Annotated in this window: 18 protein-coding genes; 11 read left to right on the top strand and 7 right to left on the bottom strand. The window is 60.1% G+C overall.

Annotated features, from left to right (window positions below):
* Nucleotides 1–6 precede the first annotated feature (6 nt).
* The 3 genes from EDE05_RS20965 to hflX all read left to right on the top strand — a co-directional run bounded on the left by EDE05_RS20965 (nucleotide 7) and on the right by hflX (nucleotide 2,635).
* Nucleotides 7–870, top strand: a complete 864-nt coding sequence (locus EDE05_RS20965) for a D-amino-acid transaminase (protein WP_112798260.1) — start codon at nucleotides 7–9, stop codon at nucleotides 868–870.
* Between the two features lie 107 nt (nucleotides 871–977).
* A complete protein-coding gene (gene hfq, locus EDE05_RS20960; RefSeq protein WP_056335505.1) occupies nucleotides 978–1,220 on the top strand; it encodes an RNA chaperone Hfq in 243 nt (80 codons plus the stop codon).
* A gap of 74 nt (nucleotides 1,221–1,294) precedes the next feature.
* A complete protein-coding gene (hflX, locus tag EDE05_RS20955; protein ID WP_105372546.1) occupies nucleotides 1,295–2,635 on the top strand; it encodes a GTPase HflX in 1,341 nt (446 codons plus the stop codon).
* An 80-nt stretch (nucleotides 2,636–2,715) separates the two neighbouring features.
* Here the strand turns inward: hflX and EDE05_RS20950 are convergent, their stop codons facing one another.
* The 3 genes from EDE05_RS20950 to EDE05_RS20940 form a co-directional block, all read right to left on the bottom strand.
* Nucleotides 2,716–3,375 (bottom strand): hypothetical protein, encoded by a 660-nt coding sequence (locus tag EDE05_RS20950; RefSeq protein ID WP_132413014.1) that lies wholly within the window; start codon nucleotides 3,373–3,375, stop codon nucleotides 2,716–2,718.
* 179 nt (nucleotides 3,376–3,554) lie between these two features.
* Entirely contained in the window at nucleotides 3,555–4,439 is an 885-nt protein-coding gene (mazG, locus tag EDE05_RS20945; RefSeq protein ID WP_112798254.1) for a nucleoside triphosphate pyrophosphohydrolase, read from the bottom strand.
* Nucleotides 4,440–4,458: 19 nt separating this feature from the next.
* Nucleotides 4,459–5,037, bottom strand: coding sequence for a nucleoside deaminase (locus EDE05_RS20940; RefSeq protein ID WP_132413016.1), 579 nt, complete (start codon nucleotides 5,035–5,037; stop codon nucleotides 4,459–4,461).
* 233 nt (nucleotides 5,038–5,270) lie between these two features.
* Between EDE05_RS20940 and cysG the strand changes: the two genes are divergently transcribed.
* The 5 genes from cysG to EDE05_RS20915 all read left to right on the top strand — a co-directional run bounded on the left by cysG (nucleotide 5,271) and on the right by EDE05_RS20915 (nucleotide 10,199).
* The gene (gene cysG / locus EDE05_RS20935) at nucleotides 5,271–6,719 is read left to right on the top strand and encodes a siroheme synthase CysG (RefSeq protein ID WP_112798250.1); all 1,449 of its coding nucleotides are present in this window, start codon (nucleotides 5,271–5,273) and stop codon (nucleotides 6,717–6,719) included.
* Nucleotides 6,720–6,722: 3 nt separating this feature from the next.
* Nucleotides 6,723–7,037: a DUF2849 domain-containing protein gene (locus tag EDE05_RS20930; protein WP_112798248.1), complete on the top strand. Its 315-nt coding sequence runs from the start codon at nucleotides 6,723–6,725 to the stop codon at nucleotides 7,035–7,037.
* 7 nt (nucleotides 7,038–7,044) lie between these two features.
* The gene (locus EDE05_RS20925; RefSeq protein WP_134102888.1) at nucleotides 7,045–8,718 is read left to right on the top strand and encodes a nitrite/sulfite reductase; all 1,674 of its coding nucleotides are present in this window, start codon (nucleotides 7,045–7,047) and stop codon (nucleotides 8,716–8,718) included.
* Entirely contained in the window at nucleotides 8,718–9,221 is a 504-nt protein-coding gene (locus EDE05_RS20920) for a DUF934 domain-containing protein (RefSeq protein WP_105372552.1), read from the top strand. Before EDE05_RS20925 ends, EDE05_RS20920 begins: the two co-directional genes overlap by 1 nt.
* Nucleotides 9,222–9,362: 141 nt before the next feature.
* Complete coding sequence (locus EDE05_RS20915) at nucleotides 9,363–10,199, top strand: ferredoxin--NADP reductase (RefSeq protein ID WP_112798244.1); 837 nt, start codon at nucleotides 9,363–9,365, stop codon at nucleotides 10,197–10,199.
* A gap of 106 nt (nucleotides 10,200–10,305) precedes the next feature.
* Here EDE05_RS20915 and EDE05_RS20910 read toward each other — a convergent pair whose 3' ends face one another.
* Together EDE05_RS20910 and EDE05_RS20905 are read right to left on the bottom strand one after the other, a co-directional pair.
* On the bottom strand, nucleotides 10,306–10,692 hold the full coding sequence (locus EDE05_RS20910; RefSeq protein WP_132413020.1) for a hypothetical protein: 387 nt from the start codon (nucleotides 10,690–10,692) through the stop codon (nucleotides 10,306–10,308).
* 692 nt (nucleotides 10,693–11,384) lie between these two features.
* Nucleotides 11,385–11,588: a hypothetical protein gene (locus EDE05_RS20905; RefSeq protein ID WP_112798240.1), complete on the bottom strand. Its 204-nt coding sequence runs from the start codon at nucleotides 11,586–11,588 to the stop codon at nucleotides 11,385–11,387.
* Between the two features lie 206 nt (nucleotides 11,589–11,794).
* Between EDE05_RS20905 and EDE05_RS20900 the strand changes: the two genes are divergently transcribed.
* The 3 genes from EDE05_RS20900 (at nucleotide 11,795) to EDE05_RS20890 (ending at nucleotide 14,288) form a co-directional block, all read left to right on the top strand.
* Nucleotides 11,795–12,025: a hypothetical protein gene (locus tag EDE05_RS20900; protein ID WP_134102885.1), complete on the top strand. Its 231-nt coding sequence runs from the start codon at nucleotides 11,795–11,797 to the stop codon at nucleotides 12,023–12,025.
* Entirely contained in the window at nucleotides 12,006–13,691 is a 1,686-nt protein-coding gene (locus EDE05_RS20895; RefSeq protein WP_134102882.1) for an NACHT domain-containing protein, read from the top strand. Before EDE05_RS20900 ends, EDE05_RS20895 begins: the two co-directional genes overlap by 20 nt.
* 285 nt (nucleotides 13,692–13,976) lie before the next feature.
* On the top strand, nucleotides 13,977–14,288 hold the full coding sequence (locus tag EDE05_RS20890) for an antibiotic biosynthesis monooxygenase family protein (protein ID WP_112798236.1): 312 nt from the start codon (nucleotides 13,977–13,979) through the stop codon (nucleotides 14,286–14,288).
* A gap of 178 nt (nucleotides 14,289–14,466) precedes the next feature.
* Here the strand turns inward: EDE05_RS20890 and uvrB are convergent, their stop codons facing one another.
* Nucleotides 14,467–17,517, bottom strand: a complete 3,051-nt coding sequence (gene uvrB, locus EDE05_RS20885; protein ID WP_132413024.1) for an excinuclease ABC subunit UvrB — start codon at nucleotides 17,515–17,517, stop codon at nucleotides 14,467–14,469.
* Nucleotides 17,518–17,598: 81 nt separating this feature from the next.
* The gene (locus tag EDE05_RS20880; RefSeq protein ID WP_112798234.1) at nucleotides 17,599–19,593 is read right to left on the bottom strand and encodes an EAL domain-containing protein; all 1,995 of its coding nucleotides are present in this window, start codon (nucleotides 19,591–19,593) and stop codon (nucleotides 17,599–17,601) included.
* Nucleotides 19,594–19,752 lie beyond the last annotated feature (159 nt).

Genomic DNA, 19,752 nt, shown 5'->3' with positions numbered 1-19,752 from the left:
CGACCAATGTCGAGAATTGCCTATGTGAACGGCCAGTATGTCCGCCATTCCGAAGCGGCCGTGCATGTGGAGGACCGCGGCTTCCAGTTCGCGGATGGCGTCTACGAAGTCTGCGAAGTCCGCCAGGGGATGATCGTCGACCTGACGCGGCACCTGAACCGCCTCGACCGGTCGCTGCGGGAATTGAGCATGGCGCAGCCGATGAGCCGCGCAGCACTCACCTTCGTCATCCGCGAGGTTCTCCGCCGCAACCGGGTCAGAAACGGAATCTTCTATCTGCAGGTCACGCGCGGTGCGGCCCGCCGCGACCACTATTTCCCGGCGGATGGCACGCCGCCGACCATCACGATCACCGCCAAAAGCACCGATCCGGCCGCGGCAGCGAAGAAATACGCCAATGGGATCAAGGTGATCACGGTTCCGGAAAACCGCTGGGATCGCGTCGACATCAAGACGGTTGGGCTCCTGCCGAATGTGCTCGCCAAACAGCAGGCGAAGGAAACCGGCGCCCAGGACGCGATTTTCGTGGATCGCGAAGGCATCGTTATGGAGGGGGCGTCTTCCAACGTCTGGATCGTCACCCCGGACGGCGAGCTCCTTACCCGTCCCGCAGAGCACGGCATCCTGAAGGGGATCACACGCACGACGCTGATCGATGTGGCGGAAAAGCTCGCATTGAAGGTTGTCGAACGCGAGTTCCGGGTGGACGAGATGATGGCTGCGCGCGAGGTCTTTTTCACCTCCGCGACCGGCATCTGCGTGCCGATCGTCGAAGTCGACGGAAAGCCCATTGCCAACGGTCATCCCGGTACCGTTTCAGGCAGCATTCGCGACGCCTTTTTCGACATTGCGGAAAAGACGGCGATTTGATAACCAGACAATCAGGGGGAAGGGAATACGAGGGCATTCCCGGTCGTCTCTTAAAAGCTTGATCATGTCCCGGCTCATTGACCGGCAAAAAAGAAAGAAGCGGCGCTATGGCGGAACGTTCTCAGAACCTGCAGGATTTATTTCTCAATACTGTTCGCAAGCAGAAGATTTCCCTGACGATATTCCTGATCAACGGGGTCAAGCTCACAGGCGTCGTCACGTCGTTCGACAACTTCTGTGTCCTTCTTCGCCGTGACGGCCACTCTCAGCTGGTGTATAAGCACGCGATATCGACCATCATGCCGGGACAACCGATGCAGATGTTCGAAAGCGAAGAGAGCGCGGCTTAAGGACAGATATAATTTCTAATCGCGATACTTCTAACGAATCCCTTGTCCCGGAAGCTGAAAAGCGCCGGGACGATATGCGCGCGGCTGTGATCGTGCCGGTCCTCAAACAGGCGAGGTCGCGAGGCGGACAGGGCGATTCGTCGGCTGCCCCCGCGCCGCAGCGCTCCAGTGAAGCCCGTCTCGAAGAGGCGATCGGCCTTGCCAGGGCCATCGATCTGGAGATCGTGGAAGGGCTGATCGTGCCGATCAGCCAGCCGCGTCCGGCCACCCTCATGGGCACCGGCAAGATCGAGGAGATCAAGGCGCTGCTTGACGAGAAGGATGCCGGCCTCGTCATCGTGGACCATCCGCTCACTCCGGTGCAGCAGCGCAATCTCGAAAAGGAGCTCGGCGCCAAGGTCATCGACCGCACCGGCCTCATTCTCGAAATCTTCGGCCGTCGCGCCTCCACCAAGGAAGGCACGCTGCAGGTCGATCTGGCGCATCTCAACTACCAGAAGGGCCGCCTCGTCCGCAGCTGGACCCACCTCGAACGCCAGCGCGGCGGCGCCGGCTTCATGGGCGGCCCCGGTGAAACGCAGATCGAAGCCGACCGCCGGCTTCTGCAGGAGCGCATCGTCAGGCTGGAGCGCGAGCTCGAACAGGTGGTGCGGACCCGTCAGCTTCACCGCGCCAAGCGCCGCAAGGTGCCTCATCCGATCGTCGCGCTGGTGGGTTATACCAACGCCGGAAAATCGACGCTGTTCAACCGCATCACCGGGGCCGGCGTGCTGGCCGAGGACATGTTGTTTGCAACGCTCGACCCGACATTGCGCCGTATGAAGCTGCCGCATGGCCGAACGGTGATCCTTTCCGACACGGTCGGTTTCATCTCCGATCTGCCGACCCATCTGGTCGCCGCTTTCCGCGCGACGCTCGAAGAAGTGCTGGAAGCGGACCTGATCCTGCATGTGCGCGACATGTCCGATCCGGACAATGCGGCCCAGGCCGGCGACGTATTGCGCATTCTTTCCGATCTCGGGATCGACGAGAAGGAAGGCGCCGAGCGCATCATCGAAGTCTGGAACAAGATCGACCGGCTCGATCCGGAAGCCCATGAGGCGATTGCGGACAGGGCCGTAAGCCGTGAAAACGTCATGGCCGTCTCGGCGATCACGGGAGAGGGCATCGATGCGCTGATGGCCGAGATCGCCAGGCGTCTTTCCGGCGTGCTCACCGAAACCACGATCACCATTCCCGCTGCAAAGCTTGCTGTCGTTTCTTGGGTCTATAATAATTCCATCGTCGATGACCGGCAGGATAACGAAGACGGATCCGTCACGCTTGACGTGCGCATGTCGGAGGCTCAGGCCGCCGAACTGGAACGCAAGCTCGGCAACGGGCCTAAGCCGGCGAAAGAGGATTGGGAAAGATAAAAGCATGCTCCCGAGGCGGCGGGAGCATGCTTCTGCACGCCGGAGTTCAGTTCCCCGGCGTCTCAGCTTCTTGATCGGGACTATTCGCTGTCTACTGCCGCCTGCTCGTCGAGCGTATCGCGGACCTGGTCGATCTTGCCCTCGGCCGTCCCGACGCCCAACACATCCTTTGCCCAATCGAGCGTTTTGTCGGTGACAGGCTGGCCGGTGAACTCGCCGAGCGTATCGCGCAGCGCCTCGTCACCCAGAACCGGATCGTCGATCGTCGGGGCCACGCCCATGTCGATCTCGTATTGTGCGTAATCGCGAACATAGGCGGATATCGCGGTCATCCGCGGATCGCTGGTGTTCAGGTAGGCGTTGTAGTTTCTTTTCAGCGAATTGAGGCCCTTGAGTTCGGATGGCGCCGGAGACGCGGCTGCGGACTTCTTCGTCTGCTTGTCTTCGGCATCCCGCCGGGCGTTTTCCTTCTGCGTCTGGCCTTTCGTGGATGAGGCGTCCTTGTCCTCCTTGGCGTCCGACTTGCCGGAATTGCTATGGCCGGAGTTGCCGTGATCGGAGTTTCCGTGACCGCCGCCACCGCCGTTGCCGCCGCCATTGCCTCCACCGCCGCCATTGCCGCCGCCGTCACCACCCTTGGCCCATACCATGTCGGAGAAACCCGTCAGATGAGCGCCGGTCGTAGCGGTCGACAGCATGAGAGCGACCGCTGCAGTCGCCAAAAAACCGTTCCTGTTCATTGGTATTTCCTCGCATTATGAATCGCAACCGAGATTGCCTGTAGAGGGACCTTCCGGTTGTTTTCAGGAAAATGCTACCGGCCTAGGACCAATGCGGGGTGGACTAGCCCATAAGTCCTAGATCGCCGTAGGGCTTTGGTCCCGGGTGGGAGGCGGGAATCGATGTGGTGCGGGAGGAGTCATGCCCGACCTGAGGACTTTGGGCGGCCTCCGTCACCCGATTCCCGCTCGATTGCTTTCGCCGCTTGCCAGAGCTCTTCCATTTGCTCCAGGGTTGCCGCATCGAGCGATTGACTCGACTTTTCAAGCTCCGTCTCGATGTAACTGAATCGGCGTCGGAATTTCGTGTTGGTGCCCCGCAGTGCATCTTCCGGATCAGCTTTCACATGGCGGCCGATATTGACGAGTGCAAAGATGAGGTCCCCAAGTTCATCGGCGACCTTGTCGCGTTCTCCGCCGCGCAGCGCCTCGCGCAACTCGCCGATCTCTTCCTCGATCTTGTCGAGGATCGGTTCGGCCTCGGACCAGTCGAAGCCCACCTTCGCGGCTTGGCTCTGCAGCTTCAACGCCTCCGTCAGTGCCGGCTGGCTGCGGTGTACGCCGCTCAGAAAGCCACGCTTGAAGTCGTCGGTTGCCCTCGGCCCTGCGGTGAGCGCGCGTTTGGCGTGCCGCTCGGCCCGCTCGCGTTTTTCCTCCGCCTTGATGTTGTCCCACTGCGCCTTCACGGCATCGGGTGTGTCGGCATCCGATCTGGCGAAGACGTGAGGGTGCCGACGGATCATCTTTTTCGTGATGGCCTCGACCACATCGCCGAACGAGAATTCCCCGGCTTCCTCCGCCATACGGGCATGGAAGACGACCTGAAGCAGCAGGTCCCCCAGTTCCTCGCATAGATCGTCCATGTCGTTGCGCTCGATCGCGTCGGCGACCTCATAGGCCTCTTCGATCGTATAGGGCTTGATGGTCGAGAAATTCTGCTCGAGATCCCACGGGCAGCCGGTGCCGGGTGTGCGCAGCGCCGCCATGATCTCGATCAGCCGCGAAATGTCCTTCGATGGTTTCATTGGAAAAATTCCCTGACGCTCAGTTGAGCGGTATGCTGTTGCTGCCCTTGCCCGACTGGTAGTTGTCCGAGAGCCTTTGATAGGCGGCCTTGATGCGGGCGGTTTGCGACCTTAATGCGCTGCGTAACGGCTCTGCCTCGGTCTCGATGAGATCGGTGATGAAGTAGGAGTTCCAAAAAGCATTGCTGCGCCGATAGCCGCCGGGTTCCAGGCCGAAGACCTCTTTCAGGATCTTCAGGTCGTGGGGAATGGCGAAGGCGTCTCTTGAATCCTCATGGCTGAAGAACGAGTAGAAGTTGTCGAAACCGGCCCAGGTGATGGCTGACATACACATGGTGCATGGTTCATGAGTCGAAAGGAAAATCAAATCCTTGGTGGGAAGATCTCGCGTGGTTTCGTAAAAACGCTTCAGCGTATGCACCTCGCCGTGCCAGAGCGGATTTTCGAGCTCGTTATTGGTCTCGGCGATTACCAGCGACAGATCGGATTTCTTCAGGACAGCAGCGCCGAAAACCTTGTTGCCGGCAGCGACACCCTTTTCCGTGAGAGGCAGGATATCGTTTTCGATGGCGTCGAGAAGGCATGCGGCGATCGTCATGAGAGCTCTTTTTTGCAGGATGTCTAGGCAGTTTATGGCGTGGAACGCGCGGATCAGGGCAAAAACACTTTAGTCTACCAAGGTGCTAGTGAAATATCGTCGCGGTGGCTTTTGCTCAAGAACCGGTTGATCGTAAAACAGAAATACCGGCTCGCAACCCACTTCGCATATCCATTCCTTCAATTCCGGCGCCTTTTCCTGGATATTGCAGTCATATGATTCAGGATACCCGCATGTCTCCAAGCCAACAACGTCTGTCGGTTTTTCCGGCTTTCTTCCGCGTCAGCGGACGGAGCGTTTTCGTGTTTGGCAATGGTGACGAAGCCTATGCCAAGGCTCGGCTGTTGCGCAACACCGAGGCGGAGATCGTCGCTTACGCCTTGGCCCCAGAGCCGGACTATGCCGGCTGGCTGGCCGCGCAGGGCATCGAGACTGTTCGGTCGGATTTCTCGCCGGATCAGGTCAAGGGCGCGGTAATGGTATTCGCCGCGACCGGCAATGCTGCGCTCGACCGGGCGATCGTTTCCGCTGCCCGCGCCGAAAAGATCCCGGCCAATGCGGTCGATCAGCCGGACTTCTGCGATTTTTACACGCCGGCGCTAGTCAACCGCGCGCCGGTGGCGGTGGCGATCGGCACCGAAGGCGCCGGCCCCGTTCTTGCCCAGATGATCCGGGCTCGCATCGACCAGATGCTGTCGCCGTCGCTTGGCCGCCTAGCCGGCCTTGCCGCAGATTATCGCGACGCCGCCGAGCGTCTCGTGCCGCGCGGCGTTTCACGCCGGATCTTCTGGCGCCGCTTCTTTTCCGGTGACGTCGCCGATGCCGTGGCGTCCAACGACACCAGCGCGGCTCGCCGTTCCGCCAACGCGCTGCTTTCGACCAGTGGCCAAGCCGAAGGCAGGATCTGGCTGGTCGGTGCCGGTCCTGGCGCCGAAGACCTGTTGACGCTCCGCGCCCAGCGCGTGCTGATGGAAGCCGACGCGATCGTCTATGACGCGCTGGTGCCGCAGGCGATCGTCGATATGGGCCGTCGCGATGCCGAGCGCCTTTCGGTCGGCAAGCGGAAGAATTGCCATTCCAAATCTCAGGAAGAGATCAACCACCTGCTTGTCGAGCTTGGCCGTCAGGGCAAGCGCGTCGTTCGCCTGAAGTCCGGCGATCCGCTGGTTTATGGTCGTGCGGGCGAAGAGATGGCGGCATTGCGCGAAGCTGGTATCGCTTATGAGATCGTGCCCGGCATCACGTCGGCTTTTGCAGCGGCTGCCGATTTCGAATTGCCGCTGACGCTGCGCGGTGTCGCTTCGTCGCTGATCTTCACCACGGGCCACGACCTGGCCGGCAAGGTTCTGCCGGACTGGGCCAGTCTTGCTGTTTCCGGCGCGACGATCGCCGTCTATATGGGCAGCTCCGTCGCGGCTTCCGTTGCCGAGCGCCTGATGGGCACCGGTCTCAGCGCCGATACCACGGTTGCCGTCATCGAGAATGCCAGCCGTGCCGACCGCAAGCTCCTGCATGGCGTATTGAGCGAACTGCCGGATCTGGAGGCCCGCGACGATCTCGTCGGCCCGGTTATGGTAATCATCGGCGAGGCTGTCGCCGGTGCGAATTTCGAAAAGTCCGAACCGCTGTCTGCCTTCAAGACCCTGAAGGCTGGCAAGGTTCACGCAGACATGGGACAATAGAAAATGACCGACAAGGTTCTCACCGCCAACCGCCTGTCGGACGGCATCGCCGTCTGGCTCGACGCGAATGGCTACTGGGTGGAAAGCCTGCAGGATGCGATCGTTGCGCGGCATGCTGAAGCGGTCGCTTCGCTCGAGGCGATCGGCAAGCGCGATTTTGCGGAGAACAAGGTCGTTGACGTTGCCGTTGTCGACGTGCAGGAGGTTGACGGCAAGCTCTGGCCGATCCGTCTGCGCGAACGCATCCGTGCCCAGGGCCCGACAATGGAATATGCTGCCGGCTACCGCCCTGCCGATCCGGCCTTTATCGCAGTCTGAGGAAACCATGTATCGTTACGATGAGTTCGACCATGCATTCGTCACCAGCCGCGTGGAGCAGTTCCGCGATCAGGTGACGCGCCGTCTGGCAGGCGAGTTGGCGGAGGATGCCTTCAAGCCGCTGCGCCTCATGAACGGCGTTTATCTTCAGCTGCACGCCTACATGCTGCGCGTCGCCATCCCCTACGGGACGCTGAATGCGCGCCAGTTGCGCATGCTCGCCGATATCGCCCGCAAATACGACCGCGGTTACGGGCACTTCACCACCCGCCAGAACATCCAGTACAACTGGCCGAAACTGTCGGACACGCCGGATATCCTCGCGGAACTGGCGACCGTCGAGATGCATGCGCTGCAGACCTCGGGCAATTGCATTCGCAACGTCACCGCCGACCATTTCGCCGGCGCTGCCGCCGACGAGGTTGCCGATCCGCGGCCTTACGCGGAAATCCTGCGCCAGTGGTCCTCGGTCCACCCGGAATTTTCCTATCTGCCGCGCAAGTTCAAGATCGCCGTCACCGGCGCCGAGCGAGACCGTGCGGCGATCCAGGTCCACGACATCGGCCTGCATCTCAAAAAGAACGACCAGGGCGAACTCGGTTTCGCCGTTTATGTCGGCGGCGGACAGGGCCGCACGCCGCTGATCGCCAAGAAGATCCGTGACTTCCTGCCGGAAGAGGATCTGCTGTCCTACGTGACTGCCATCGTGCGCGTCTACAACCTGTTCGGCCGCCGCGACAACAAGTACAAGGCGCGCATCAAGATCCTCGTCCACGAGACAGGCGTCGAGGAGATCACCCGCCAGGTCGAGGAAGAGTTTTCGCATCTGCAAGGCACCGAACTCAAGCTGCCGGATGCCGACATCCAGGCGATCGCCGCCTATTTCGCCCCGCCGGCGCTGCCCGACCGGCCGGAAGGCTGGGCGCAGCTCGCCGGCTGGAAGAAGGAGGACGAGGCCTTCGGCCGCTGGGTGAGCCAGAACGTCCAGCCGCACAAACATCCCGACTACGGCATGGTGACGATTTCGCTCAAACCGATCGGCGGCATTCCCGGGGATGCTTCCGACGTGCAGATGGATGTGATCGCCGACCTTGCCGAGGAATACGGCTTCGACGAAATCCGCATCAGCCACGAGCAGAACGTCATCCTGCCGCATGTGGCGCTCGCCGATCTCGAGCCGCTCTACCGCGCGCTGATCGCCCAGAACCTTGCGACCGCCAATGCCGGGCTGATCACCGATATCATCGCCTGTCCCGGGCTGGATTACTGTGCGCTGGCGAATGCCCGCTCGATCCCGGTGGCGCAGGAAATCTCCACCCGCTTCGGTTCGCCGGAACGCCAGGCGGAGATCGGGGAGCTGAAGATCAAGATTTCCGGCTGCATCAATGCCTGCGGTCATCACCATGTCGGCCATATCGGCCTCCTGGGCGTCGAGAAGAAGGGCGCCGAGCTCTACCAGATCACGCTCGGCGGTTCCGGCGACGAGCATACCTCGATCGGTGAGATCATCGGCCGCGGCTTCGAGCCGAACAAGGTGACCGATGCGATCGAGACGATCGTCGACACCTACCTCAACCTTCGCCTCTCGAAGGAGGAGATCTTCCTCGAGGCCTATCGCCGCGTCGGGCCGCAGCCGTTCAAGGATGCACTCTACGGCGACGCCAAGGCGGAGGCTGCGTGATGACCAGGGTTTGGAGAGAAACCGGCTTCGTCGAGAACGACCCCTGGGTGATCGAGACGGAGGAGCTGAAGGCGGGCGAAAACGACAAGGTGCTGCTGCCGCTCGATCAGCTGATCGAGAGGGCCGAAAACAGCAATGACGTCGGCCTCGGCGTGCTGATCAAGCCGGCCGACGACATCCGCAAGCTGGAACCCTATCTCTACCGCCTCGAGATCGTCGCGGTGGAGTTTCCAGCCTTCAACGACGGCCGCGCCTTTTCGCATGCCTCGCTGCTCCGCGACCGGCTCGCCTACAAGAACGAGCTGCGGGCCGTCGGCGACGTCCTGATCGACCAGATCCCGCTGATGCTGCGCTGTGGAGTCGACAGCTTTGCGGTGAAGAACGCGACGGCGCTGAAGCGGCTGGAGGAGGGACGCCTGCCGGGGATTGCGGTGCATTACCAGCCGACGGCCCGACAGGCGGACAAGGCCGGCGGCTACAGCTGGCGCCGCCGCTCCGCCTGACCGGCGCGGGAAAGGTGATCTTCCTGCACATATTTTCTCAAGACACCCGCGACATAGGCGCGCGGGTGCCTTCAAATGCCCGGCCTTATGGTATATTTCGCTCCTGCGAAGACGAGAGTTGAGACGAAGAGACGGATTGGCATGAACGCTCCAGCGAAGAATGACGAATTTGCGGTCCAGAATCCAACCCAGACGGCGGCCAAGGTGCCGGATGGCGTTTATGCCGAGACGGTGCTTGCCGTCGAGCATTACACCGACCGCCTGTTCCGCTTCCGCATGACGCGGCCGGCCGGTTTCCGCTTCCGCTCGGGCGAATTTGCGATGATCGGCCTGATGGTCGGCGAAAAGCCGGTCTACCGCGCCTATTCGATCGCCAGCCCTGCCTGGGACGAGGAGCTGGAATTCTTCTCGATCAAGGTGCCGGACGGCCCGCTCACCTCCCACCTCCAGAAGATCAAGCCGGGCGACACGGTGCTGATGCGCAAGAAGCCGACCGGCACGCTGGTGCTCGACGCGCTGACGCCGGGCAAGCGGCTCTACATGTTCTCGACCGGCACCGGGATTGCCCCCTTCGCGAGCCTGATCCGCGATCCCGAGACCTACGAAAAGTTCGACGAGGTGATCCTCACCCATACCTGCCGCGAGGTGGCCGAGCTGAAATACGGCTTCGACCTCGTGGAGGAGATCCGCAACCACGAATTCCTCTCGGAACTGGTGGGCGACAAGCTGAAGCACTACCCGACCGTCACCCGCGAGGAATTTTCCCACACCGGCCGCATCACCGACCTCATCGAGAACGGCAAGCTCTTCGCCGACCTCGGCGTGCCGCCGCTGAACCCCGAGACCGACCGCGGCATGATCTGCGGCTCGGCCGAGATGCTGAAGGACACTAAGGCGCTGCTCGAAAAGGCGGGGCTCACCGAAGGCGCCAACAGCAAGCCCGCCGAATTCGTCATCGAACGGGCGTTTGTGGGGTGAGGAACGGTCGGGCGAAGCCCGAGCAATCGATCCAGTGAATCGATTGCAGTGACGAACGCCCTGAGCCCTAGCGAAGGGCCGGGGGCGGTTCGTCGTACTCCACCTTTTACCCAGGCGGCAACGTCTTCTCCCGCCTGCGCCTCGCCGCATCCCAGATCTCGGGTCTCCAGCGACTGCGCGACATGCGGGCGATCTCGATCGCCACGTCGTCCAGCAGCCGCTGCTCACCATGACGGGCCTCGAAAAGATGGCTGTCGGAGCCGAGAAAGCTCTGCGCGAAATGCGCCCGATTATAAATTGCATCGAATACCTCGCGCTGCTCGGCGGAGAGATTCTGCAGGCAGCAGGGTTCGTTGTTGGATCGGAAATGCCAGTAGCAGCTGTTCCTGCGGCGGCAGTCGCGCCGGCGGCAGATCGTATGGGGCAGCGCGAGCATTTCGGCCGTGCGGGCGGCGAGCCAGGTATCGATGGTGCGCGGCTTGTCTTTGGACATGGTAATCCCTTGGTGATCCTCGGGTCTCACTTCGTTCGCCCGAGGAGGACGAATGTTTAGTCATTCTCGGGCTTGACCCGAGGAGCGGACGGGGCGCTGGGAGCTGCCTCGTAAGTTAGTTTTTAGGTGACACCTCTCAGCGCCCCGTTCGGCGGTTTTTATCCGCGACTCCGGTCCCTCTGCCGTGGCCTTTCCGGATGGTGTTCGTCTGGTCTTCTGAACCCCGGGCGAAACGACTTATCGCCAACAATCCAGAACGCCGCCGCCGAACTTTCCGCACTTGAGGCGGACGGACTTCAAAAAGTCCGGCGAAACCATCCTTCGGGCCACCATGTGTGCCGCACAGGCACGCCCGGCGCGCTTCTTCGGGCATCAAGAGACGAGGGCCGGTCCGCAGCCGCTCATCTCTCCCCGTGTCGCCGGAGGGAGACCATTTTCCGCGAACCCCAGGTGCAAGGACTTACGTCGTTTCCTTGCATCCGGCGCCGGCCCCGCCTCGCCGGAACGCCTTCCGGTGTATCCGATGCGGGACGGGGAGAGTGTAGGCATGGAGCGAGGGGACGGGGATGGGCGCGGACGAGATTTCGCGCAAGCGGTTGATCACATTGGAGCAGGTGCGCAGGATCGTCCCCGCCCGAGGGGGCGCGGGCAGCGTCCGGAAAGCCGGTCTTCTGCGGGAAACGTGGCACGGTTCAGCGGGCGGGCTTGCCGTTCAGCCGCTGCTGCACGGCATCGACGCCGCCGCGGACATAAAGCGGGACGGGCTTGCCGCCGCTGCCGGCCATGGCGAAAGCGATGATCGAAACGCCGTCCTCGAAGGGCGTGACATAGAGCACCTGCGCCGGATTGACATAGACATCCTGGTTATGGGTGTTCTTGAAGCCGATCATCGCCATGGGTTCTCCCTTCCGTTCGCGCGGGGGAGATATAGCCACCGGCCGGCTGAGGGAGGTTTAACGCGGGGTGGGCTGAGATTCTGTTCTGATGAACACAAGCAGAGAAAAATCAAACTGAGCTGTGCGCAGTTTTATTCAATCACAGTTTTTTATGGACTTAGACCTAACGCCCTGCAATTTTAGAGGGAATTCCTGTGGAGGATTTTATGACCATTGAAGCATTCGCGCTATCCATCGCAGAAAAAGGATTTAGCGGTCTTATTACGAAACTTGCCGTGGATTACCTTTCAAAAAAAGTAAAGCTCCTATCTTCGGATGCGGAGCAAATAAAGACAGATTTAAGCGACCATATGCTTAGTACATTCAATAAATGTATGGAAATTAAAACCATACTTAGCGACAAAAAAAACAGAAAAAATGCTATCTCTCTATGTTGATCAGAATTTTGAAGTCGATGATGTTTCCGTAGATCAGTATTCTTTGGTGGAAAAAGTAAAAAAGGGATGTGCTGCTGTTATAACCGGAACCGGTGGTGGCGGAAAATCTATGTTTATGCGCTATTTGTGGCTTTCTTTCTTTGAGGATTCTAGAGGAAAGATACCTTTCTTTTTGGAGTTACGGCAACTAAATTTTTACACTCATAATAATATCTCAGATTTTATATTTCATTCTATTATTAAATCAGGGTCATCTATATCTCAAGCAAGCTTCAATCGAGCTCTGAAAGCTGGCGAGTTTGTATTGTTTCTAGATGGATTTGACGAGATAAATCATGATCAGCGCCCGAAAGTTGAAGAGATGATCCTTCAGCTTAGATCGTCAAATCCTGCTGTTACGATCATTGTGACAAGCCGCCCGGATGAGCGATTTAAGGGCTGGCACCAGTTTGACACCTATTCGGTTAAGCCCTTGAATAGAAATCAGGTGGTTGAATTAATAAGCAAAGCACCATATGACGAAGAGCATATAAATAGATTCCTAAAAAAGCTGGATATTTTGTATGAGACGCACGAGACGTTTCTTACAACTCCTCTGTTGGCCTACATGATGTTGCTGACATTCTCATACAATCAAGACATTCCAAAAAGAATGTTCTTGTTTTACGAGCAGGCATTCGAAGCTCTTTATATGAGGCATGACCTCACAAAAGGTGGGTACAAGCGAAAACTTTATACTGGTATGGAGCGCCAAGAGCTTGTCCGCCTTATTTCCTACTTTTGTTTGATAAGTTACTATGAGCAAAATTTTGAATTCAGCGATGAGGATCTGAATAAAACTATAGATTCTTCGAAATCTATGGAGAATTGCTCTGTTTCTAATGAGGCGTTTATAAATGACTTATTGGAGAGTTTGTGCCTTCTAAAAAGAGAAGGTATAACTTATAGTTTTACACATCGAAGTTTTCAGGAGTATTTTGCGGCAAATTGTATAGCTCGTGTTGCTAGTCGAAGGTTAGAAAAGCTTTTTGCGTCGTTTTCGGGAAGGTATACAGATTCCGTATTACAGATGGTCTACGATATTAATGTCGACCTCTTCAGAGGGGGCTACCTGGTGCCAATGCGGAAAAAATATTCTGCCTTCTTCGACCGGCGGCGCCGGTCGGCGCTTCTTAACGAATTTCTTCGACTCACAAATCTGGAAGTGGATCTCTATCCAAGGGTCCCAGTCGAGGAAGAAAAGAGGAAGCGCAAATCAAAAGTATTTAGCGATTATCACTGGAAAATGAATGGGGATATTTATGATTTCTATCAAAATATGAGAAGGATATCTCATCCAAATTACGATGACAGTTTTTTTCAAGAATTTAGGCGTCTTGATCAGGATTTTCTCGATTTTGTTACTTCATCTCTCGAGGTGAGAGAGATAAATGTTGTAAATGGCAAATTTGTTGACGGTCGAATGACGTTTTTAGGGGTGAATACTGAATACAATCATGAACTTCTGCAGGCTTTTAGCAAAACAGGTATGATGAAATATTTAGAGCTTGAGGTGATGCATTTCTTTGATTTTGTGAACGCTGAAGCAGCGCGCCACGAAAACGTGACCAAGTCGTTCAGTGAGCTGTTATTTCAGGGAGAAACCGGCAGTGATTTCCGACGGTAAAGACTCTCGCCGCCGAAAGTGAATTCGTGGAATACCGCGGCTCTAATCTCGCGAGGATAAATTTAACGAGGTATAATTTGGCGCGAGTGTGCCAATTTCCATCACAGCGTGTGTGGGAGTAGATGTATGGCGATCTACCGCCCGGTCTGGCTGTCTTCCCCTTCGTCTGCCCCTTGCCGACGCCGCCCCCGTCGCCGACGACCGGACGGGCGGTGTCGTTGGGTGCTCGGGCTGATCCCGGATCAAGTCCGAGGACGAGGATGACGAAGGAGAGGTAGCACCGCCATGAAAATCATCGTCGGGTTCTTCACCACCAAGCCCGGAAAGCGGGCGGAATATCTGGAGGCGGCGCGGGAGCATCTGGAGAAGAGCCGGCTCGATCCGGACTGTCTTTACATCGAGCTGGTGCCCATGCCTGACGATCCGGACAGGATATTGCTGGCCGAAGCCTTTACCAGCGAGGAGGCGCATCGGCGTCACGAGGATACCGACCATATGCGGGCGCTCTGGGCCGTCGGTCCGACGCTGCTTTCGCATGTGGTGATCGACAACGTGATCTCGCAGCAAGTGCAGCATATCGATGAAAGCTTCGGGTGAGGGGCGGAAGCGATTTCAGTGTCTCAGCTTTCGTCAGGGGCTGGAAATCGCAGGTGAGGGGATCAAGATCGACCACGAAGGGCTTACCCCTCACCAACAAAATCTACGACTTAGCTGCGCTAAGATCGTGATTTTGTAACCTCTCCCACCAGGGGAGAGGTATAGCGTCGCATATGCCTCACCGTCCCGGCCGGCCGGTCTTGCCTTTGGTGCGGCTCTTGCGCTTCTGCTCGCCGGGATCTTCGTAGGAGCCGGCGCCGACTTTTCCTCTGACGAGCGGTCCTCGGGTCTCCCCTCGGGTTAAACCCGAGGAGCGCTCGCCCGAGGATGACGAGCCGTCGTCACGCTCGGGCTGGCCTTCGAGCAGGGGCGAGAAGCGCTTGCCGGGTTCGGTTTGCGGTTTTTCGGGAGCCTTGCCTTCTTCCGATCCCTGTCGCGCCTCCGCCGCTCCACGCCTCTTGTCGACCGGTTTTTCCGTGCGGCCGACGGTCATTTCGTCCAGCGTGTTTTTCCGGAAGAGCGATGCTTTCGCTGGTTCGGCGATGTCGCGGCCCATGTCGTCGAGGGACGGTTTGGCGAAGAGGGAGGGGCTGCCGCCCATCTCCCCCTCAAGGGGGGAGATCGCCTCTCGGCGGCCTCTTGCTCCGCCTTTGCCACCTTCCTGACTGCGGGCCTCATCCCGGGCGATCGGATCGTCCATGACCGACAGTTCGGCGGCCTTGAGGCGTTTGATCTCGTCGCGCAGGCGCGCGGCCTTTTCGAAGTCGAGGTCGGCGGCGGCGTTGCGCATGTCCTTTTCGAGCGCGTTGAGATGCGCCTGCAGGTTGTTGCCCACGAGGTGGCCGCCATCGGCAAAGCCCTTGCCGGAGACGCCGGAAATGTCGGCGCGCACATGGTCGCGTTCGTAGACGGAATCGAGGATGTCGGAAATTCTCGCCTTCACCGATTCCGGCGTGATGCCGTGTTCCTGGTTATAGGCCATCTGCTTTTCGCGGCGGCGGGCGGTCTCGTCCATCGCCCGCTGCATCGAGCCGGTGACCTTGTCGGCATAGAGGATGACCTTGCCGTCGACGTTTCGCGCGGCGCGGCCGATGGTCTGGATGAGCGAGGTTTCGGAGCGGAGGAACCCTTCCTTGTCGGCGTCGAGAATGGCGACGAAGCCGCATTCGGGGATATCGAGGCCCTCGCGGAGCAGGTTGATACCAACCAGCACGTCGAAGGCGCCGAGGCGCAGATCCCGGATGATCTCGATGCGCTCCAGCGTGTCGATGTCGGAATGCATGTAGCGGACCCGAACGCCCTGTTCGTGCAGGTATTCGGTGAGGTCTTCCGCCATGCGCTTGGTGAGCACGGTGCAGAGCGTGCGATACCCCTTGGCGGCCGTCTCGCGGATCTCGCCGAGCACGTCGTCCACCTGGCTGCGGGCCGGGCGAACCTCGACGGGCGGATCGATGAGGCCGGTCGGGCGGATCACCTGTTCGGCGAAGACGCCGCCGGCCTGTTCCATCTCCCAGGCGCCGGGGGTGGCCGAGACGGCGACGGTCGGCGGGCGCATCGCGTCCCATTCCTCGAAGCGCAGCGGCCGGTTGTCCATGCAGGACGGCAGGCGGAAACCGTATTCGGCAAGCGTCGCCTTGCGGCGGAAGTCGCCGCGATACATGCCGCCGATCTGCGGAATGGTGACATGGCTTTCGTCGATGAAGATCAGCGCATTGTCCGGGATGTATTCGAACAGGGTCGGCGGCGGCTCGCCGGGGCGGCGGCCGGTGAGATAGCGCGAATAGTTCTCGATGCCGGCGCAGGAGCCGGTCGCCTCCATCATCTCGACATCGTAGCGGGTGCGCTGTTCCAGCCGCTGGGCCTCCAGCAGCCGGCCGGCGGCTTCGAGCTCGGCGAGCCGGTGCTTCAGCTCCTCCTTGATCGACTTGATCGCGGCGTTGAGGGTGGGGCGCGGGGTGACGTAGTGCGAATTGGCGTAGATCTTTACCGATTTCAGGTCGCCGGTCTTCTGGCCGGTCAGCGGGTCGAATTCGGTGATCGCGTCGATCTCGTCGCCGAACATCGAGATGCGCCAGGCCGCATCCTCCAGGTGGGCCGGGAAGATTTCGATCGTATCGCCGCGGACGCGGAACGAACCGCGCTGGAAATCCATGTCGCGGCGCTTGTATTGCTGGGCGACGAGGTCGGCCAGGAGCTGGCGCTGGTCGAGCCGGTCGCCGACCGACATCTGGAAGGTCATCGCCGTATAGGTCTCGACCGAGCCGATACCGTAGATGCAGGAGACCGAGGCGACGATGATGCAGTCGTCGCGCTCCAGGATGGCGCGGGTGGCCGCGTGGCGCATCCGGTCGATCTGCTCGTTGATCGACGATTCCTTCTCGATATAGGTGTCGGAGCGGGGGACGTAGGCCTCCGGCTGGTAATAGTCGTAATAGGAGACGAAATATTCCACCGCATTGTCGGGGAAGAAGTTCTTGAACTCCGAATAGAGCTGCGCCGCGAGCGTCTTGTTGGGCGCCAGGATGACGGCGGGGCGCTGGGTTTCCTCGATCACCTTGGCCATGGTGAAGGTCTTGCCCGAGCCGGTGACGCCGAGCAGCACCTGGGACCGCTCGCCCGACGATATGCCCTCGACGAGATCGCGGATGGCGGTCGGCTGGTCGCCGGCGGGCTGGTATTCCGACGCCATGCGGATCGGAATGCCGCCTTCGGACTTTTCCGGCCGGGCAGGGCGGTGCGGCGTCCACATCTTGCCGTCCTTGAACAGCGGATTGCCGCTCTCGATCAGCTTCGACAGCGCCTCAACCGTGGCGGTGACGGCGCCCGGAGCCAAGTTCCTGGCCTCCTCCAGCGACACGTCAAGGCCTGCGACCGGATTGAGGCCGGCTGCGGCGCGGGTCTTCGGATCGGAGGAGGCGCCGATCGACACGCCGCGGGCGGTCTTCGACGCGGTGGTGTTTTTGGCTGTTTTCGGCGCGTCTTTGGCGGCCTGCCGGATGGCTTCCTCGCGGGCCGCGATTTCGATCTTCTTGCGGTGCTTGCCGGCCTTTGAGGCGATCTCGCGCTGCGTTTCGACGGAGGAGGCCTCCGCCTCCGCCTCGAGCTGCTTCACCCAGTCGGAAACGCTGCCGGACAGCGGAGCGCCTTCGAAGGACGAGTGCGGGGCTTCCTCGAAACCTGCGTTGTTTTCACGGGGCGAGGCGGGCGACTTTTTCGGGGATCTGGCCATGCGGCGAATATGGAGAGGAATCGCGCCGAAGAAAAGGGGGCGCGGCCACAAAACGAGTACAAAAGGGAAACGGTGCGGCCTTCAGGCGACGGCGCGGTTGCCGAGCGTGCGTCGTCTTTCGATCCAGCCGGCGATCCGGTCGGCAGGCATCGGCCGGCCGAAGAAATAGCCCTGGGCGCAGGAGCAGCCGAGGCATTTCAGGGCATCCGCCTCCTCCTCGGTTTCGACGCCCTCGATCACCACGTCCATGGACAGCGCCCGGCCGAGCCCGATCATGGCACCGACGATCTCCTGGTTCTGGCGGCTCCGGTGAATGCCGGTGACGAAGCGGCGGTCGAGCTTCAGCCGGTCGACCTTGAGCTGCACCAGATAGGCGAGCGAGGAATGGCCGGCGCCGAAATCGTCGACCGCCAGCTTGTAGCCGGAGCGCTCGATCCGTTTCAGCTGCTCGCCGGCGACCAGGGTGTCGAGAATCGCCTCCTCGGTGATCTCGATCTCGAACAGGGTCGGGTCGATCCGGTGCGCCGTGGTGATGCGGTCCAGCACGTCTGCGACGCTGTAGAGGTCAAATTCGCGCGGCGAGACGTTGATCGCCACCGTGGCTTTCGGCAGGCCAAGCGCCGGCAGGCTGTTCAGCAGCCGGCAGGCCGCCCCGGCAACCGCGGCGGTGAGCTTGTCGCAGAGGTTGGTGGCCTGCGCCGCATGAACGATCTCCGGCGGCGCGATCGGCCCGAGATAGGGGTGGTGCCAGCGCACCAGCGCCTCGAAACCGGTAATCTCCTGGGATGCGAGGTTGACCTGCGGCTGGAACCAGGCGTGGATGTCGCCGCTCGCCAGCGCCTCGCGGAGTTCCTGTTCGATCTGGTGCTGGCGGTCGGCCTGCGAGCGGAAGGTGGGTTCGAATTCACGCCATTGGCGGCGTCCCCCGTCCTTTGCCCGATAGAGGGCCATGTCTGCGCAGATGAACAGATCCTCGGCTGTGTCTGCATGATCGGGAAAGACGGCGAGGCCGATCGAGGTGCCGACGACGGTCGCCTTTCCGTCGAGCATGACAGGCTGACGGCTCCGCTCCAAAATTCGTTCCGCCTGGCCGCGCGCCTGGGCGGCTGCGTCCGCTCCGCCGATGATCATGGCGAATTCGTCGCCGCCGAGCCGCGCGATGATGCTTTTGCCGTCGATCGTCGAACGTAGCCGGTCGCTCACTTCCACAAGCAGCGTATCGCCGGCGCTATGGCCGAGCGTATCGTTGATGGACTTGAAGCGGTCAAGATCGAGAATGAGGAGAGCAAGCTGGGTGCCGTCTTCGGCCGCCGAGGAGATTCCGTTGGAAAGGGCTGCGTTGAAGGCGGCGCGATTGGCAAGGCCGGTGAGGGGGTCGCAATTGGCAAGCACCTCCAGCCGGTAATTGGCGCGCAGGATGTCCGAATTGGCGGAGGAGAGGGAGTCGGCCAGGGCCGTCGCCTTGAGCTTGGCCCGTACGTTATCGACGAAGATGGCCTGGCTCATGCGGCTGCTGCGGATCAGAACCAACGTCAGCGCCACGACGTTGAGGGCAACCAGCCAGCCGCTCGCATCGCCGTGGGCTGCAAGCGACATTACGACGGCGGCGAGGGGAGGCAAAGCGAATGCCAGCGATACAGGACTATATCCCACGCCCATCATGACGGCACCGGTCGCCATGCCGCACATGATGAGATAGAGCCCGCTATCCCCGCCCACGGGATTGAAGTCGGGCACCGAAAGCGGAAGCATGGCCCAGGTGGTGCCGCTAGTCAGCGCCCCCACCGTCAGCACGTCGAGCGCCTGCTGGGGGTCGTGTTCGGCCGTCTGCCAACGTTTGAGGATCGCTCCCAGGAATGCGCGCAGGAAGAGCCCGCCGATGACGGAGGCGAACCACACGGTTGTGGAAAACACCAGACCATGGCCGAGTGTCGAGACGAACAGCGCGGAAGCGGAGATCACGGCATTGGTCGTGAGTGTCGAGCGCAGGCGCTCGAGGATCGTGAAAGCCTGGGCCCGCCGGACGTCCATGTCCAGAGACCGGTCAGCCCCGTCGTTTTTCAGATCCTCTTCCATAAGCTCCGTCGGATAATCGCAGGCAACATCGCAAGATCACCGATCACCTATAAGATTCCTTTAAAGGCGATCCGTAACCCCCAACCCGATAAAACTTATCAGTGTTCCCGCATTTAAAAAGGAATCTCCCGATGCCCGGCATATCGGTGCAATCCCGAC

Origin of the sequence: Neorhizobium sp. R1-B (assembly GCF_004368875.1) — a bacterium.
Classification (GTDB): domain Bacteria; phylum Pseudomonadota; class Alphaproteobacteria; order Rhizobiales; family Rhizobiaceae; genus Neorhizobium; species Neorhizobium huautlense.
The sequence above is the reverse complement of the archived record's forward strand: the minus strand, read 5'-3'. Positions and strand labels throughout refer to the sequence as shown.